The sequence below is a fragment of the Flavobacterium sp. ov086 genome (genome assembly GCF_900187965.1).
In the GTDB taxonomy this organism is placed as follows: domain Bacteria; phylum Bacteroidota; class Bacteroidia; order Flavobacteriales; family Flavobacteriaceae; genus Flavobacterium.
In genome coordinates this window covers 200716-218591 of record NZ_FZNL01000001.1, presented here as the reverse complement: position 1 = coordinate 218591, position 17876 = coordinate 200716, and the positions used below count along the sequence as shown (strand labels likewise).

General features: G+C 30.6%; 17 protein-coding genes. 13 read left to right on the top strand and 4 right to left on the bottom strand.

The genetic code is table 11. The annotated features are described in order from the left end of the window. Positions 1–18: 18 nt before the first annotated feature. Complete coding sequence (locus tag CHB81_RS00945; RefSeq protein WP_089350016.1) at positions 19–1761, top strand: AraC family transcriptional regulator; 1743 nt, start codon at positions 19–21, stop codon at positions 1759–1761. A gap of 16 nt (positions 1762–1777) precedes the next feature. On the opposite strand, the gene CHB81_RS26765 is transcribed toward CHB81_RS00945, so the two are convergent. Then, positions 1778–1942, bottom strand: coding sequence for a hypothetical protein (locus tag CHB81_RS26765; protein WP_176427470.1), 165 nt, complete (start codon positions 1940–1942; stop codon positions 1778–1780). A gap of 260 nt (positions 1943–2202) precedes the next feature. On the opposite strand from CHB81_RS26765, the gene CHB81_RS00940 reads away from it, so the two are divergent. The 11 genes from CHB81_RS00940 (at position 2203) to CHB81_RS00900 (ending at position 15130) form a co-directional block, all read left to right on the top strand. Further along, positions 2203–3759 (top strand): vitamin K epoxide reductase family protein, encoded by a 1557-nt coding sequence (locus tag CHB81_RS00940; protein ID WP_089350015.1) that lies wholly within the window; start codon positions 2203–2205, stop codon positions 3757–3759. 94 nt (positions 3760–3853) lie between these two features. Beyond that, positions 3854–3988 (top strand): hypothetical protein, encoded by a 135-nt coding sequence (locus CHB81_RS27075; RefSeq protein WP_254920915.1) that lies wholly within the window; start codon positions 3854–3856, stop codon positions 3986–3988. A gap of 111 nt (positions 3989–4099) precedes the next feature. Beyond that, positions 4100–4309, top strand: coding sequence for a hypothetical protein (locus tag CHB81_RS00935; protein WP_089350014.1), 210 nt, complete (start codon positions 4100–4102; stop codon positions 4307–4309). A gap of 32 nt (positions 4310–4341) precedes the next feature. Continuing rightward, the gene (locus CHB81_RS00930; RefSeq protein ID WP_089350013.1) at positions 4342–4533 is read left to right on the top strand and encodes a hypothetical protein; all 192 of its coding nucleotides are present in this window, start codon (positions 4342–4344) and stop codon (positions 4531–4533) included. A gap of 374 nt (positions 4534–4907) precedes the next feature. Next, the gene (locus CHB81_RS00925) at positions 4908–5099 is read left to right on the top strand and encodes a hypothetical protein (RefSeq protein WP_089350012.1); all 192 of its coding nucleotides are present in this window, start codon (positions 4908–4910) and stop codon (positions 5097–5099) included. Positions 5100–5413: 314 nt separating this feature from the next. Beyond that, positions 5414–7606: a peptidase domain-containing ABC transporter gene (locus CHB81_RS00920; RefSeq protein ID WP_089350011.1), complete on the top strand. Its 2193-nt coding sequence runs from the start codon at positions 5414–5416 to the stop codon at positions 7604–7606. A gap of 3 nt (positions 7607–7609) precedes the next feature. Then, a complete protein-coding gene (locus tag CHB81_RS00915) occupies positions 7610–8899 on the top strand; it encodes an HlyD family secretion protein (protein ID WP_089350010.1) in 1290 nt (429 codons plus the stop codon). A 42-nt stretch (positions 8900–8941) separates the two neighbouring features. After that, complete coding sequence (locus CHB81_RS00910; RefSeq protein ID WP_089350009.1) at positions 8942–10594, top strand: S41 family peptidase; 1653 nt, start codon at positions 8942–8944, stop codon at positions 10592–10594. 160 nt (positions 10595–10754) lie between these two features. Further along, a complete protein-coding gene (locus tag CHB81_RS26760; protein WP_158283875.1) occupies positions 10755–10925 on the top strand; it encodes a hypothetical protein in 171 nt (56 codons plus the stop codon). A 117-nt stretch (positions 10926–11042) separates the two neighbouring features. Beyond that, entirely contained in the window at positions 11043–12200 is a 1158-nt protein-coding gene (locus CHB81_RS00905) for a lanthionine synthetase LanC family protein (protein WP_089350008.1), read from the top strand. 62 nt (positions 12201–12262) lie between these two features. After that, complete coding sequence (locus tag CHB81_RS00900) at positions 12263–15130, top strand: lantibiotic dehydratase (RefSeq protein WP_089350007.1); 2868 nt, start codon at positions 12263–12265, stop codon at positions 15128–15130. Positions 15131–15153: 23 nt separating this feature from the next. Here the strand turns inward: CHB81_RS00900 and CHB81_RS00895 are convergent, their stop codons facing one another. The 3 genes from CHB81_RS00895 to CHB81_RS00885 form a co-directional block, all read right to left on the bottom strand. Then, on the bottom strand, positions 15154–15861 hold the full coding sequence (locus CHB81_RS00895; RefSeq protein ID WP_089350006.1) for a tRNA1(Val) (adenine(37)-N6)-methyltransferase: 708 nt from the start codon (positions 15859–15861) through the stop codon (positions 15154–15156). An 87-nt stretch (positions 15862–15948) separates the two neighbouring features. Next, positions 15949–16473, bottom strand: a complete 525-nt coding sequence (rimM, locus tag CHB81_RS00890) for a ribosome maturation factor RimM (RefSeq protein ID WP_089350005.1) — start codon at positions 16471–16473, stop codon at positions 15949–15951. 15 nt (positions 16474–16488) lie between these two features. Then, positions 16489–17061, bottom strand: a complete 573-nt coding sequence (locus CHB81_RS00885) for a 30S ribosomal protein S16 (RefSeq protein WP_089350004.1) — start codon at positions 17059–17061, stop codon at positions 16489–16491. 199 nt (positions 17062–17260) lie between these two features. On the opposite strand from CHB81_RS00885, the gene CHB81_RS00880 reads away from it, so the two are divergent. Next, positions 17261–17749, top strand: coding sequence for a DUF6252 family protein (locus CHB81_RS00880; RefSeq protein WP_089350003.1), 489 nt, complete (start codon positions 17261–17263; stop codon positions 17747–17749). The last annotated feature ends 127 nt before the right edge of the window (positions 17750–17876 follow it).

The window sequence follows — 17876 nt, the reverse complement described above, 5'->3', positions numbered from 1 at the left end:
TTTTGATTTTCTAATTCAATGAGGCTGATTATTTGTTTTTTAGTTTTTTTGGTTATCAATACTACATTTGCTCAAGATAAAAAGGCGACGACAGAAGAGGAGTATGCTATTTTGAGACATAAAATCAGACAAAATTTTAATGCAAATACAGATAGTTCTCTTGTGTATGCGAATCAAATGGCAAAATCAAATAATAATAAACATTTGGTTTTTGCAAACGCCGCATTGTCTGTTTTGTGGCAGAATAAAGGAAAAACAGAATTATCAAAAGAAAAATATAAAACTGCACTTTATTATCTGGATAAGATTCCAGATTCTCAGGATAAAATACAATTAGAATCCTATGTGTACAATTATGGAGGATTAGCAGAATTCGACAGAAGAAATTTTGGCGCTGCACTCGAAAAATTTCAGGAGGGAATCAAACTTTCTGAAAAAGTAAGAGACATTAATCAGATTGTTAATTTCAAGGCTAATATTGTTTTAGCTAATGAAGTAATAGGTAATTATAAAATAGCAATTAAAAACGGAAAAGAACTTGATAAGTTTCTTCATGAGAATAAAGATTTATTTGATAAAGAAAGTTATCTAAATAAAAAAAGCAATATCAATCTGAGTTTAGGAGGTTCTTATGAGGATTACTTTAAGGCAAATCAAAGCAAAAGATTTTTGTTAGATTCTGCAGAGTATTATTATAAGAGGACGATTAATTATTCGGATAATTATCTTTATAATAAAATCACGGCAAAATTAAACTTAGGTAATGTTTACAACTGGAAAGGTGAAATAAAAAATGCCGAAAAAGTATATTATGAAGTGGTGCTTCTTTGTGAGGAGAATGATCAAAAAGAGTTACTATGTATTGCTAATTTTAATTTAGGAGACATTTATTATATACTCAAAAAGTATGATAAAGCATTGTTTTTTTATAAAAATACAGATTCACTTGCACTTTTAAGCAATTCAAATGAGTTAGATTATCTGAAATCTAATTATTATCAATCAAAAATTTATACTATTCTTAAAAAGCCAGAACTAGCTTACAAGCATTCAGTGATTTACTTAAATAGTAAAAAGGAATATGATGCGAAATTAAAAAAGGAAAAAACAAAAGTCGATAAATTACAGGGAATAGGTGATCTCACGAAAGAAATGGTTGCGGTAGAGGAAAACTATAAAAAAGATCTTCTTTTAAATAAGTGCCTGAAAGGGTTTTATACATTTTTCATTATAGGGATTGTTACTCTATTGGTAAAAAGCAACAGAGATAAAAACAAGGCTAATAAAAAGATGAGTGTTTTAATACAAGAACTTAAAGCAAGTATTGAAAAAGAAACTACTTCAAATTTCAAAGCAGAATTACCTGAATTCGATAAAGTTGAATTGAAAACTGAAAATGCCAGTTTGTGCATTGATCTCACTAAAGAAAATGAAATTGTCGAAAAACTTTTGGATCTTGAAAGGAATTTAGAATACTTGAATACAGATTTCACTCTGGCATATGTTGCCAAAAAAATCAAAACAAATACAACTTACTTATCTTATGTCGTTAATAAGCGGTTTGGAAAATCATTTGGAGAATATACAAATGAATTGAAAATTAATTATGCGATCCATAAAATGATTACTTGCGATGAGTATCGAAAAAAATCTACACAAGCTACTGCAGAAAGCGTAGGTTTCAAAAATGCAGGTTCTTTTGCAAAATCATTTCGCAAAAGAACTGGAGTATCTCCAGCTCAGTTTGCGAATAATATTTAAATAGTTTTTTATTGACCTAACTATCAATTTTTCCTCCACTTTTTCCAGGGTCAGCTGCTAGGGGTTCAGCAGGTGGATTTGGATTAGTTAAATTTTCATCTCCACCACGAACGGTTTTTTGTTGATTTTTAGATAATTTTTGTGCTCTAAAATCGTCTAGTTTTAATACTTGAGTTGTCATGTTTTTATGTGTTAGGGTTATTGCATTGTCAAAACTAGACAAAAAGCAAAACCCTTAATCGAGAATGGGGTTTTAAGGTTTTTTATAAAAAATAAATACACTTAAGTTGTTGATTTTTAGATTATTGAGATATGTATTATGAGTTATATAATTTATAAATTGTATGTAGTATAATTGATAAAATGTCTGCTTTTGGGATTATTTTTCGAATAAAAACACCAATATTTGTATTGTAATTATGATTTTAAACAGCCGAAAAGATGTTAAAACTTGTCCAAAAATTTCTTCAAATAAATAGATACTCGGAAATTAAAAATGAGTTTAAGGATCTGTTTCTTTCTCATCCTAATTATCCAAGTTTATTTGCAATAACAGATTCTTTTGATTTACTATCTATAGAGAATGCTGCAGTGAGAGTTTCAAAAGAGCAGATTGTTGATTTGCCTTCAAATTTCTTAGCTTATTTTAAAGAGGAACTTATATTGGTAGAAAAGGCTAAAAACTTTGTACTTATTAATAGTCAGAAAAAAAGAAACTATAAAATGGCTTATGAAAAATTCCTTTTAGACTGGAATGGAGTAATTGTAGCTATAGAACCTAATAATGTTGTAGCAAGAGAAAATTTAAAAATCGAATACAATTGGTTGAAATATTTTTCACCTCTTTTGCTTTTAACAGGATTATCATTTTTTTATAATACTTATAATTGGTTTAGCCTTATTTTTTTGGCAACATCAGTTTTAGGATTGGTAGTAAGTGTTTTAATAGTTCAGGAGAAACTGGGTTTTAAAAACGGTATAATTTCAAAGATTTGCAACTTAAGTTCTAACTCTTCTTGTGATTCAGTGTTAAATGCCAGCCTGGGAATTCAAAATAAATGGATTAGTTTTTCAGATTTGCCATTACTTTTTTTCGGAGCAAGCTACGTATCCATATTAGTGCAGCCTTTAAATTCAGCAATTTTTATTGGGTTTTTAAGCTTATTAGCGATTCCTGTTATAGTTTCTTCTATTTGGATTCAAAAATTTGAAATTCAAAAATGGTGTGTAATGTGTCTGATAGTTTCATTTTTGATCTTTTCGCAAAGCATTGTTTGGTTTTCATCGGATCTATTTACGTTGGAATTCAGTTTTGAAAATGTTTTTCCATTCTTTTTTTCATTGCTGCTTCTAATGCCAACATGGTATTTTATCAAATCAATGATAAAAAACGTATTGGAGAATGAAAACTCGCTAAAAGAACTGAAAAAATTCAAAAGAAATTATTCTTTGTTAAACTTTTTATCCAAAAAAGTACCAAATCCTAAAGGTTTTGAAGATTTGAGAGGGTTAAATTTTGGAAACAGAAATGCAGTTGTAAAACTTTCAATAATAATAAGTCCGAGTTGTGGGCATTGTCATAAAACTTTTCAGGAAGCATTCGATTTAGTTTTAAGATTTCCAGATAAGATATTTTTGAATGTTTTGTTCAATATTAATCCGGAAAACAGTGATAATCAGTATAAAATTATCGTCGAAAGACTTTTATCAATAAACAGATCAACACCTGGAAAAACAGTTGAAGCTATTTCGGACTGGCATATTAAAAAGATGAGCCTGAAAAAATGGATGAAAAAATGGCATGTCGATTCTGTTAGTATGATGATAACACAGGAAATAAACAAACAATACGAATGGTGCTCAAAGAATAACTTTAATTATACACCGGTTAAGATTGTAAATGACAAATTATTTCCAAACGAATATGAATTAAACGAACTAAAATACTTTTTGAACGATTTTGTTGAAGAAGTTGAAGTTTTGGAAAAAATAGCTTAGCGGCACCAATAAATTCCTGCGCAGGGATAGACATAAGCTTCAAGTGTCTTTAAATGATTGAAGGTCTATTATTAAGAAACAAAAAACACAAATCATGTTAGAAAAATTTTTAAAAACAGAAGGCACTAAAAAATTATCAAAAGAAGAACAAAAAAATACTGCAGGCGGAACCTTCCCTGAAGTTGGAATGTGTTGGGATGTTAATAGAGGATATTATAAATGCCAGTAAAAAGAAAACCGTGTGGAGAAGTTTAAAAGCTTCTCTGCATTTCACAAGAATGAAAGAATAAAAATAAGTTGTTGTTTTGAATAAATGAAGGAGAACTAAAAATTGAAGATTATGCTAAAGAATATTTTAAACTTAGAAGGAGCTCAGGAATTAAGCATTTTCGAGAAAAAAAGTATTAATGGTGGGGCCTTTCCAGTTGAACCAATTTGCGGAAATGTTGTATGGAGCGCAAGTGAGACAGTGTGTTTGAACTACAATCCTTATTATGGACCTGTTTATTTAGGCAATAATAAATGTTCAATCGTGGGTGATGTATGCTAGGATGTGATAAGAAACATTAAAAAAAGTACAAAATGTTAAAGAAAATTTTAAATCTGGAAAATGCTCAGAGAATAACCAAAAATGAGCAAAAAACAATGCAGGGAGGAATTCCTGAATGTTGGATTTATGCGATTGAAGCAGGATGCGTTTTAATACCAGTTGGCGGGACTTGTCCAATAGACACTTTACCGGGTATTTGCGACTCAACTCGACTTTGTTGTTAATTTTTAACTTTTTTAGAAGTAATTACAATATAGCCTTTTTTAGAATTTAGTCATGTTTTTTTTAATTTGTAGGCGCTCGATCGTGGAACATTGAGCAAATTTCCCACATTGATGATTGGTGTTGGGATTCTTAGGAAAATTGGTCACTGAGTTGATTTTATTTGGTTAGGGTTAACCAGTGCCATGTCCTACAGGAATTGGATTACTGATAATAACGTTTTTAAATACTTAACAGAAAGGAATAATATTTCCTTTCTGTTTTTTTTTTCATTCATAGAACAAGACCAGTAATTAAATATTACGATAATTTTTAGCAGACAGACGCTTCAACTGTCTTGAAATGATTGAAGTAATAACAAATCAAAAAACAAATTATGAAAAAATTGAAAGATTTAACCGGAGTTGAAATTTTAAGTATTAGTGAAAAGAAAAGCATTAATGGCGGTGGCTTCGGAGTCGAGGCTTGTTATTGTCCGGGAACTGGTGTTTTTGCGGGTATTATACATCCCGGTGAAGGAGAAACTTGTGCGTCAGTTATTGAGGAAAGTTGTTTGCTAGATCACTAATTTTTCATATTTTAAAACAAAAAAACCGCCTTGTATTTTTATTTTGGCGGTTTCTTTTACATAAATCTTTGAGTTTATTTTTTTAACTGTTTCGTTGATAGAGAATTCCTCTTTTTTTAGAATAATTCGTTTGTTGCGCGGTAAGCCCGCTTAATTTGCAAATAGAAATTGAAAGTTTCACGCATTTAATAACGTATCATTTATTTTGGTTAAAGAAGAATTATAAAGGAAATAAAATATTTAGAAAAGTTCCTGATAAATATTACATTAGCAAAACTAAAATTTACCATAAAAGGTAGGAAATTAATTAAGAATTGAAACAATTTGCCAATTACAAACAAGCTGATTATAAAGATTGTGGTCCGACATGTTTAAAAATAATAGCCAAGCATTACGGTAAAACAATCAACATTCAGGAGTTGAGAGACTTTAGTGAAACAACTCGTGAGGGAAGCAATTTGCTTTTTTTAAGTGATGCAGCAGAGAAAATTGGTTTCAGAACATTAGGAGCAAAATTAAGTGCCCAGCGATTAGATGAAGCTCCACTACCATGTGTTTTGCATTGGAATCAGAATCATTATGTAGTACTTTATAAAATAAAAAAAGGAATTTATTATATTTCAGATCCGGCTTTTGGATTAATTCAATACCATAAAGAGGAATTTCTTAAATTCTGGATCGGAAATAATGCTGATGAATCTACTGAAGAAGGAATCGCATTATTGCTGGAAGCTACACCAAAATTCTTTCAGACAGATTTTGATAAAGAGGATCATAAAGGATTAGGTTTTAAACTCTTATCGCAATATATTTTAAGATACAAATCATTTTTGATACAGTTAAGTATCGGATTATTGGCCAGCAGTTTACTGCAGTTGATCTTTCCGTTTTTAACACAGAGTATTGTCGATATCGGAATCCAAAACCAAAACATCCATTTTATTTATTTGATTCTTTTTGCGCAATTGTTTCTTTTTGCAGGGAGAACTGGTTTAGAGCTCATCAGAAGCTGGATATTATTGCATCTTTCAACCCGAATCAATATATCGCTGATTTCAGATTTCTTTATAAAACTGATGAATCTGCCCATTTCGTTTTTTGATGTTAGAATGACAGGCGATATCATGCAGCGTATCAATGATCACCGCAGAATCGAAAAAATTCTGACAACTTCCTCTATAAATGTTTTGTTTTCTGTGATCAATATGTTCGTCATGGGAGGAGTATTGGCGTACTTTAACCTTCAGATCTTTTTTGTTTTCTTTATTGGAAGTTTTTTTTACTTCGGATGGATCACGCTGTTTTTAAAACGAAGAGAAGCTTTAGATTACAAACGATTTGCCGAAGTTTCGCAGGAACAGAGTAAAGTCATGGAACTCATTAACGGCATGCAGGAAATCAAACTCCATAATGCCGAAAAACAAAAACGATGGGGCTGGGAATATGTACAGGCAAGACTTTTTAGAGTTTCTATAAAAGGACTAATATTAGAACAAACCCAAACCATAGGTTCATCGGTAATCAATGAATTGAAGAATATTTTTATCATATTTCTATCGGCAAAATTAGTGATTGATGGTTCAATTACCTTGGGTATGATGCTGGCTATTAGTTCGATTGTAGGGAGTTTAAACGGACCAATCGCGCAGCTTATAGAATTTGTGAGAGAACTTCAGGATGCAAAAATCTCCTTGGCGAGATTGTCTGAAATCCATGAAAAAGAAGATGAAACGGAACAGGAAGTACATCAAACCAGCGAAGTTCCGTATGATTCCGATATTGAGATCAAGAATCTTTCGTATCGTTATTTAGGATCAGATATTCCTGTTTTGGATAATTTGAGTTTAATAATTCCAGCCAATAAAGTAACCGCAATAGTAGGCGTCAGCGGAAGCGGAAAAACAACACTGATGAAATTGCTTTTAAAGTTCTATGAACCTGAAAAAGGAGAAATCAACATAGGCAATTCACAACTAAGGAATATTTCGCAAAAAGCCTGGAGATCCAATATTGGTGCCGTGATGCAGGAAGGTTTTATTTTTAGTGATACCATTGCTAATAATATCGCAATTGGAGTAGACAAAGTTGATAAAGAAAGATTAGTATATGCAGCAGATGTTGCCAATATAAAAGAATATATATCAGGATTGCCATTGGGTTATAATACCAAAATCGGTTCGGAAGGAACCGGAATGAGCACCGGACAAAAACAACGATTACTAATTGCAAGAGCCGTTTATAAAAATCCGGAAATATTGTTCTTCGACGAAGCAACTTCGGCTTTAGATGCTAATAATGAGAAAGAAATCATGAGAAAACTCGATATCTTTTTCAAAGACAAAACCGTTGTTGTTATTGCACACCGACTCAGTACGGTTATGAACGCAGATCAGATTGTGGTTTTGGACAAAGGAAAAATCATTGAGATAGGAAGTCACTCGGCATTAGTACAGCAAAAAGGGAATTATTTTGAATTGGTTCGAAATCAATTACAATTAGGAAATTAAATCATGGCAGAAGATACATTTGAATTAAGAAGTGAAGAAGTTCAGGATATACTCACCAAAGTACCTCATTGGATGATACGTTGGGGAACCGTTTTGATATTTGCCATTATATTTTTGCTGTTTTTTGTGTCCTGGTTTATCAAATATCCGGATGTAGTGAATACTGAAATCGTTATTACAACCAATATTCCGCCAGAGAAAATAGTTTCGAAATCATCCGGTAGGATTGAAGCTATCTTGGTAAAAAATAAAGCAATAGTCCCAAAAAATGCAACACTTGCTGTTATAGAAAATACAGCCAATTACAAAGATGTTTTTTTATTAAAAAGCATTGTTGATGCTTATAATGTTAACGATTCAAAAAAAGCCTTTCCGTTTGCATTGCTGAAAAATACACAATTGGGTGAAATCGAAAGCGCCTTTGCTGTTTTTCAAAAAGACTATCAGGCAGAACAGCTAAATGAAGATTTACAGCCTTTTGAAGTCGAAAACCGAGCGCAGGTTTCAGAGAAAGTACAAATCAAGGAAAGATTGGAAATTCTGCAACAGCAAAAAATCATCAACGAAAGCGAATTACAGCTTCAAAAGAATGAGATTGCCCGTTTTGAAACCCTTTACAACAAAGGAATTATTTCGGCTCAGGAAATGGAAGCCAAGAAGCTGACATATCTACAGGCTCAGAAGAGTTATAAGGGCTTGTTATCGTCGATTTCGCAATTAAGGTCCTCTTTAATAGATAATACAAAATCAAGCCAGAGTTCGCACATAAACAGCACCAAAGAAGAAGTTAACCTGGGGCGTAACATGGCACAATCGTTTTATCAGCTTAAAAAAGTAATAAAAGATTGGGAATTGGCTTATACCTTAAAAACATCCATAAGTGGAGTGGTAACTTTTTTGCAGGTTTGGAATGAAAATCAGACAATAAACGTTGGCGATAATGTTTTTTCTATAATTCCGGATGCTAAAAACGGCTTTGTTGGAAAAGTCAGAGCTCCAGCTTTAAATTCAGGTAAGATAAAAGTAGGTCAAAAAGTAAACATCAGACTGGCAAATTTCCCAGATAGAGAATTTGGAGTTCTGAGGGGAAAAATCCAAAACATATCACTGGTTCCGGACAAAGATGGAAATCTGTTGTTGGATGTTGCTTTACCAAACGGACTGGAAACCTCTTATAAAAAGAGAATAGTGTTTCAACAAGAAATGAAAGGAAGCGCTGAAATTGTAACCGAAGATCTAAGATTGATCGAAAGAATCTTATATCAGTTTAAAAGTATTTTTGAGCAAGTTTAAAATTAGCCATAACTATTTAACTAACCAAAACCGTTTTTTCAAATGAAGAAAATTTTTCTTTTAGTTCTTGTTTTATTATTTCAATATTCTTTTTCAAAACCAATAAACGAAACTCAAAAATTAGCTGCAACATGCAAAATCTGGGGCTTTCTAAAATATTACCATCCAAATGTAGCTGATGGAAGTAAAAATTGGGATGAACAATTATTTCAGGTTTTATCAAAAGTTGAAGAAGCACAATCAGCAGAAGCATTTTCTTTGGTGATCGAAAATTGGATTACTTCTTTGGGAGAAGTAAAAGATTATAAAACTTCTAAGTCAACTTCTAAAATTGATTACTTTGACAAAAATTTTGATTTGTCATGGATTTCTAAAAATGATTTATTCTCAAAATCACTTTCAAAAAAACTAAAATTTATTGAAGAAAACCGTATTCAGGGAAAGCAACATTTTGTTGATTATGTGAATGGTGGCAGTATGTCTTTAGAATTTATTAATGAAATAAAGTATCCTGATTTTAAGTGGACAGATAAAAATCTTCGTCTTTTGGCATTGTTTAGATATTGGAATTATATTGAATATTTCTTCCCTTATAAATACCAAATGGATCAAAATTGGGATAAAACTTTAATTGAATTTCTCTCCCGATTTGACAATCCGGAATCTGAGAAAGATTTTGTTTTGGCAATGCGCGAAATTTCAATAAAATTGAATGATACGCATGCCTCAACGCAAATGTCACAATTGTTTGATTATTTTGGAGATAAATTTATTCCGGCTGATGTAAAAATAATTGATGAGAAAGCAGTTGTTGTTAAGTTGAAGAATGATTCTTTAGCAAAAATTAGTGATATCAAAATTGGAGATGTAATTACAAAAGTTGAAGGGAAAACTATTGCCGAAATTCTAAAAGAAAATCGGAAATATGTTGAAGGCTCAAATGAGCCTTCGGTTTTGAGAAATGCTTATTGGACAATTTTTAATGGAAAATCAGATTCATTTGAAATTGAATTTACCAGACAAGACAAAACGGAAGTTAAATTGATAAACCGTTATAAATATAAAGATTTAAAAATACAATTTCCTGACGAAGAGAAATGGAAAATTTTAGAAGGGAATATTGGATATGTTAATTTTGATGCCTTTGAAGCTAAAGATGTTCCGAATTTAATTTCTGAATTAAAAAATACTAATGCTATTATTTTTGACGACAGGAAGCGTCCGCATGATGTGATGTATGCGATTTCGGACTGGCTTAATCCGGAACAAAAAGAATTTGCAAGGTTATTGTATCCGGACTTAACTTATCCGGGACGTTTTATTTGGAAAGCAGATATTGAAAAATGTGGTAAAAGTAATCCGGATTATTACAAAGGGAAAGTAGTTGTTTTGATTGATGAAAATGCAATAAGTCATGCAGAATATACAGCTATGGCGTTGAAAACAGCACCTAAAACAACAGTAATTGGAAGTCAGACTGGTGGCGCAGATGGAGGTAATTATAGATTTTCACTCATAAAAGGATTTGGTTCATCTTTTACTTGTTATGGTGTTTTTTATCCTAATAAAAAAGAAACCCAACGTATTGGTATTGTTCCTGATATTGAAGTAAAACCTACTATTTTAGGAATTCAGCAAGGTAAAGATGAAATTTTGGAACGTGCTATTAATTTTCTAAAGAAGATAAACAATTAAATACAACCTCTAAAAATATTAAAAATAAAGGTATAAGTTTACTTTTTTAACTAAATTTTAACGATTTTAACAAGTTATTGTTTAAAATATTTTATTTTTATTTGTAATAACTAATTGCAAGTGACAATTAGTAGTATTAACAAAATCAAAAAACACCATTATGAAAAAATTAAATCCAAAGAAATTGGAATTAAAAAATTTGACAATAAAAAAATTGTCTGAAGAAGAGCAAGAGAAAATTAAAGGAGGATATGTTAAAGGAGAACATTCAGATGATTCTGAAGATATGTGTTGTAATGAAACATCATCTTGGCCAATAGATTGCTCTTAATATCATTGGTTATTTAAATATCTTAATTACTGAATAGTAATTTCTGTTTTAATAGAAATTACTATTTTTTTTTATTAAGAGATGTTTTTTAAATGTAAATATTTAAGGTATTAGTATATGAAGGATGTTATTTCTAGAATAGAAAAAAAAGTTTGGCAAACAATTCCAGGAGAAAATAGAATTGGTCTTTTAGATGGTCTTTCAGGAATTGCAATGTTTTATAATTTTTTAAGCAAGACGTACAATAACATTGAATATCAAGAAAAATTATTATTAATTATTGATAAAATAAATAATTTGATATCAGAAGAATCAAACAGTTCTTCTTTGTGTTCTGGTCTTGCAGGTTATGGTTGGGTTTTGTTAAACTTAAACAATGATGATATAGAAATTGATGAAAGTTATTTTGAAAGTCTCGATTTAATTTTAGCTGAAGATTTAAAAGAATTGCTAAATAAAAATAATTTTGATTTTTTGCACGGAGCAATGGGTATCGTTTTTTATTTTATAAATAGAAATAATATTGCTAAAACTGATTTTTTAATTGAAACTTTAAATAACTTTTCACGAGAATTAATAGGGAAAATTAATTCGAATTTAAATGATGTCCTAATTAGAGAATCTGCATATCATAATGACAAATGCTATTATTTTGGGATTGCACACGGAGTATCAGGTCTAATAAATTTTCTGATCTATTTGTCTAATAATTTCAAAGAACTAGAAATTGATGTTAAAGAGCCTTTAAATATTTGTATTGATTTTTTAAAAAAAGGAAAAAAGTATGATTTAAAATCAAAACAATTTTTTCCAAATGTTCATATCTTAAAAAGTGAAATTTCAACTAGTGCTTTGTTGGGATGGTGTCAAGGAGATTTAGGAATTAGTAATTCACTATATAATGCAAGTATATTTCTTAATAATAATGAATTAAAAAATGAAGCGATTGCATTAATGGACAATACAAAAAATATTTCGTTAAGTGAGTCAAACGTTAAAGATTTTGGCATTTGCCATGGTTCAACAGGAATAATAATGCAATACCATTTTGCAAGTCTAAAGTTTGGAATTGATTATTGTAATGAGATTAAAATTTGGGATGATGTAATGAGGTTTCAAACTAAGAATTTTAGTGAATTTTTGGCTCATACAGGAAATGGACAATATATAGAAGAAGCTTCTATATTGAAAGGAGCGTCAGGGTTAGGGATGGTGCTCCTAACAATAAATAACGAAATAAATCCAAATTGGCTTAGTTGTATTAATTTACATTGAATTTGAATGTAAGTATTTTAATATTAGGTTGTTTTTAAAATCATATTTAATAAATTCTATTTATGCTTTTTTTTGATTCAGTAGTTAAAAGAGTTGTCAATTTTCCTATTCAGTCGTATGATAGAAATAAAGGTGACATGTTGGGCTTTTTTAATAATAATGAAATGTTTAAACTCGCTATTTTAATTTCTTCAAGAAGTTTGTATGAAGATATTAAAAAGAATAAAACTGAAAAAGTTCTACTTTCATTAGAAAGATATTTTTTAAGATCACATTTTAATCCAACGCCTTTTGGAGCTTTTAGCAGTGTCGGATCTTTAATCTGGAGTGATATCACTTTAATAGAAAAAGGATTGTCTACAGAGTTAGAGATTGATTATGATAATTCATTCATTTCTGGAATTGTTAAGGAATTGTCTTTAAATCAGCAGAATGAGTTTTCCTATTTTTCAAATCCTTCAATACATTTTTTGAATGAAAATAGAATTAGTTTTTATAGATCTAAAATTCTTAATAGCGGGAAAATTGAGATTAATTATGTTGAAATTGATTATGATGAAAACTTAGAGTGGTTAATTAATAAATTTACTTCTGGCGCTAAAATTAGTTCGTTATTAGAAGAGCTAATAAATGAAGGCTTTGAAAAATATGAAATTGAAACTTACTTGGATGATATTGTTGAAGCAGGGCTTTTGATACATGAATTTTTATATTATCCATTGAAAGGTAAACTATGTACTTTATTAGGTGTAAATGATTCTATTCTTGTTGAAAAGAAAAAGTTTAATTTGGGAAATATCTCTGAAATAACAAAGTTTTCAGAATTACTAAAAAGAGAGCAGGATAACTATGTTACATATAATGTTGATAATGTTAAATCTTTTCATGCGATCAATTCCTTCGAATTTGGATCAGGAAGTATCGATGTTGAAATTAGAAAAAAAATTGAAAAATTTATAGATTTTTCAATTTCTTATAATAGCAGTGGAACACCTTGTAATGATAGATTAAATAAATTTGGGAGACAGTTATCTAGTCGTTTTAACGATGGTTTTATACCATTGAGTGAAGTATTTAATCCATATTCAGGGATTAAGTATTCTGACATGCGCTCTGAATCGCAAATGAAGCTCCATAAAGATATTATAGCAAAAATTTTACGTTCAAATGAAAAAGAGCTTTTCCTTGATTTAGATTCTAAAGATAGAGTAAATTTAAACACAAATTTGCCAGCCAGTTTTAGCGTTGTTTTAGAAGTTTTAGTTTCAAAAACGACTGGCGAAGAAGTTGTTTATTTTAAAAAAGCAGGTGGAACTTCGGCTTTAAATTTAATTTCCAGATTTGGAAATGTTACGGATTCTCTTTGCGAGGAAATTGTAAGTTTTGAAAAGGAGATAAATGCTGATAAAATTATAGCAGAGGTAAACTGTATGGGAGATTTACGAACTATAAATATTTCACCTACTAGACATTATTATGATTATACTATTCCTATAAACACGTCAGTTTTAAAAAACACAATACCAATTTTTTTTTCAGATATTTACATTCATCTACAAAATGGTAAAATCTCATTGGTGTCAAAAGAATTTAAAAAACAAATATTACCGAAGTTTATATCTGCGGTTAATTTTAGATTGTCTGATTCAGATATAAATTGGTTTTTGAGAGAAGTAGAATTTCAAAATCAAGAATTTTACTTTATAAATTTTAATTTCAATTCATACGAAAATATGCTTAGGGAATATGTTCCTAGAATTTATTTAGAAAAAGGTATGCTCCTAAGTGCTGCTCAGCTTTTACTGGTAAATAATGAAATGAGCTTTAATGAGTTTTTGGACTATTTGAAAGCTCTGATAGAAAAACACAGCTTTGCAAAAAAAATCGTTTTTAAAGATGTTAAAGGAGACTTGATTGTTGATACTGAAAACGGAGGTCATGTTCTTGCCTTTTTTAATAAAATTCAAGACAAAAAATATTTTTATGTTTCAGAGTGTCTGTATGACTCTTTTTATCCTAAAATCGCCAATAAATCTGGAAATTTTGCCCATGAAATTGTTGTAGCTGTCAAGAATACGGAGTATATTCCAAATAAGATTAATTATAGAGATTTAGATGTTGTTTCGAATAGATATTCACGAGAAACGTTAATAAATGATTGGTTATATATTGAATTATATTGTAATTCATATGCAGATTCGGATATATTAAAATATGTCCACCAAAATATAATTTTAAAAGACATATGTGACCAATTTTTCTTCATTCATTATGGAAGCCCTGAAAGACATTTACGTCTAAGATTTAAGACTTCTTCTTTGGAAAATAGACAATATATCACGAGTGTAATTAATTATTTAAAAATAAAGGGTTACGCCAGTAAATATCATATTTCTCCTTATGTTCCTGAGAATCATAGATATGGAGGCGGAAAACTAATGAAATTAGCGGAAGTTATTTTCGATTTGGATAGTAAAGATTTTTTAAATAATGTTATCGCTAAAGATCTAGAAGAAGAGGCGATTCAGATAGTTGCTATACTGAAAATTAAATATTATCTAGATTTTATGGGGCTTTCCCTGGAAGAGATGATATCTTATTGTGAAAACTGTATAAACAAGTTTTCGAAAGAGTTTGAATTAAATCGCGAGTTGAGAAAAGATTTCAATAAAAAATACGCAAAAATTAAGCTAAAAATTACAGACTTCAATTATCAAAGCCTTTTCACTGATGAAAAATTTATAAGTAATATTTTTAATGGGTTAGAAAAAAGCAGTTTGAGTAAAAGGACATACTTTTCTCTTCTAATTCATATGAGTATGAATAGGCATTTTATTGAGGATTCAAGATTTTATGAGTTTAAGTCGTACTATTTAGCTAAATGTTATTTAAATCAAATTAAATATACCGAAGTTATGGTTAGTATATAACTAACTGATTAGGGTTTTAAGGGCTACATCTTCAAATAAAACTCTTTAGTCAATTCAGTATATTCAGCTGTATAAACGTGTCTGTCGATTTCGATAATTAATTCGTTGATTTCGATTTCAGAAGTTTCATTTCGGCTAAAAGCCAATAAACTACGCTTGATTTCAGATTTTGGAGTTCCTTTTACGCGGGTAATTTTTATGGGATATAATTCTGATTCTCTCGCTAAAGCGATAAAATTTTCTTCTTCTTTATATGGAAGGATAACAGCAAATATTCCATTTTCAGAAAGTAATAAATCGGCGGCTTCAATTAATTCTTCAAAAGGCATTGCATCTTGAAAACGAGCTAAATCACGTTGTTCATTATCTGTTTTGTAATCTTCTGAATAAAAAGGAGGATTTGAAACGATCAAATCGTATTCGTCTTCTGGTTCGTCTATAAATTCATCTAAACCGGCATGAAAACAAAATAGACGATCTCCCCAAGGTGAATTTTCAAAATTTCCAACAGCTTGTTCATAGGCATCTTCGTCAATTTCAAGGGCATCAATTTGTTCGGCATGAGTTCGCTGAGCCAGCATCAAAGCAATGATTCCGGTTCCTGCGCCAATATCTAAAACGCTAAAAGGATTGTGATCTATAGGAGCCCAGGCGCCAAGTAAAACACCATCGGTTCCTACTTTCATAGCGGTTTTGTCTTGTTTTACAGAAAATTGCTTAAACTGAAACATTTTGATTTATGATTATAGGTTAACAATTGGATTTAGAAATTAAATATAATCTAAAAATCCAACAATCTAAGAAGTCTAAAAATCTAATTAAAGGTACATTTCAACAAGCCCTTCTGGCAAGTTCATAATGACTTTTTTATTCTCACGGTCAATTTTTACGAGGAAATGATCGATCATCGGAATTAGCATTTCGACTTCACCATTCAAAACTTCAAAAAGAGGTTGGGCTGTTGTATCGTTTACGGCAACAATTTTCCCGAAAATACCTACTCGTTGATCTTCAATTTCAAAACCTATTACTTCGTGGAAATAAAATTTGTTACCGGAAAGTTTTGGTAACATATTTAAAGGAAGATAAATTGCATTGCCCATAATAGCATCTGCATCTTCTTCGGTATTCATATCTTCAAAACGAATTCTAAGAAAGTCGTTTTTGTGCAGCGAGCTTTTCTCAATAAAAAAAGGAACCAAGTGTTTGTTGCATTCAACAAACACTGATTCCAAGTTTTCGTATAACTCAGGTTCGTCCGTGTCTAAATAAGCCAGAACTTCACCTTTGAAACTAAATTTTTTAGCGATTTTACCTAAATAAAAACATTCTTCTTTACGCATTCTCGCTAAGTATAATTATGCTTCAGTTGTTTCGTTATTCTCTTCAGCAGCAGGAGCTTCTTCAGTAGCAGCTTCCGCTTCAACTTCAGCAACTTCTTCTTCAACTGCAGGAGTTGCAGCAGCGATAGCATCAGCTTCAGCCTGAGCTGCAGCAGCTAAACGTTTAGCGTTAACTTCTTGTTCTGCTTTGAAAGCTTTAGCTTTAGCATCAGCTTGCGCTTTTGTTAAACCGTCTTTTTTAGCATCTACTTTTCCAGCTTTAGCTTCTAACCAAGCAGCTAATTTTGCATCAGCTTGCTCTTGAGTTAAAGCACCTTTACGAATACCTCCATCAAGGTGGTGTTTCAATAAAGCACCTTTGTAAGAAAGAATTGCTTTAGCAGTATCAGTTGGTTGTGCACCATTGTGTAACCATTTAACTGCACTATCAAGGTTTAAGTCGATAGTTGCTGGGTTTGTGTTTGGATTGTAAGTACCGATTTTCTCTAAGTATTTACCATCTCTTTTTGAGCGTGCATCTGCAGCTACAACCCAGTAAAAAGGTTTTCCTTTTTTACCGTGTCTTTGTAATCTAATTTTTACTGACATAATCGTATGATTAAATTTTGAGGTACTCGACCTCTGTTAATTAAGGGCGCAAAGATATAATTTTTTTGTGAATAATGAGTTTTAAACCTTATTAATTATAGCAGAGATAGATTTTTACTGATTTTTTTACTGTTTTCGACTCCGTTTTTTTAAATTATTTGTCTTAATTGTAATACTTTTGCTTGAAACTTATCATTTTATGAAAAAATATTATTACTTATTAATCACTATTTTTTTACTTGCATCTTGTGAGGAAGATATAAAATTTAATACTCCGGCCTTTCAAAGTTTAAAAGACAACGTTTTTTGGAGAGCTCAAAATTATTCAGCTCAGGCAAAAGCTGGCGGAGGTGTATATATTAGTGGTGGTTTAGGAACCAATGTGGTAACTCTTAAGCTTCCTTCATTAGAAACAAAAACATATGTTTTGGGTGTTGATAATTTAACCGCTGCTTCTTATTCGGATAGATTTGCGATTGACAAACCTGAGTTTACGACTGGAACAAATAAAGGTAGTGGGCAAGTTGTAATTACAGAATTTGATAACAATAAGGGAACTATTTCCGGAACGTTTAAGTTTACTGCAGTAAATACAAATGCAGAAGATCTTGAAAATCCCAGTGTAACTTTTACCGAAGGTGTTTTTTATAAGATTCCATATACTCCGCTTGTTAACTTTAATAATTAGATTTTATTGGTTATTGTTTGGTTTTGTTGGTTTCTGTTTTTTTAAAATCAAAATAAAAACATAAATAAACTAATATATAGTAGATTACGGAAAAATAAGCCTACATTTGCTACATTATTATAAATAA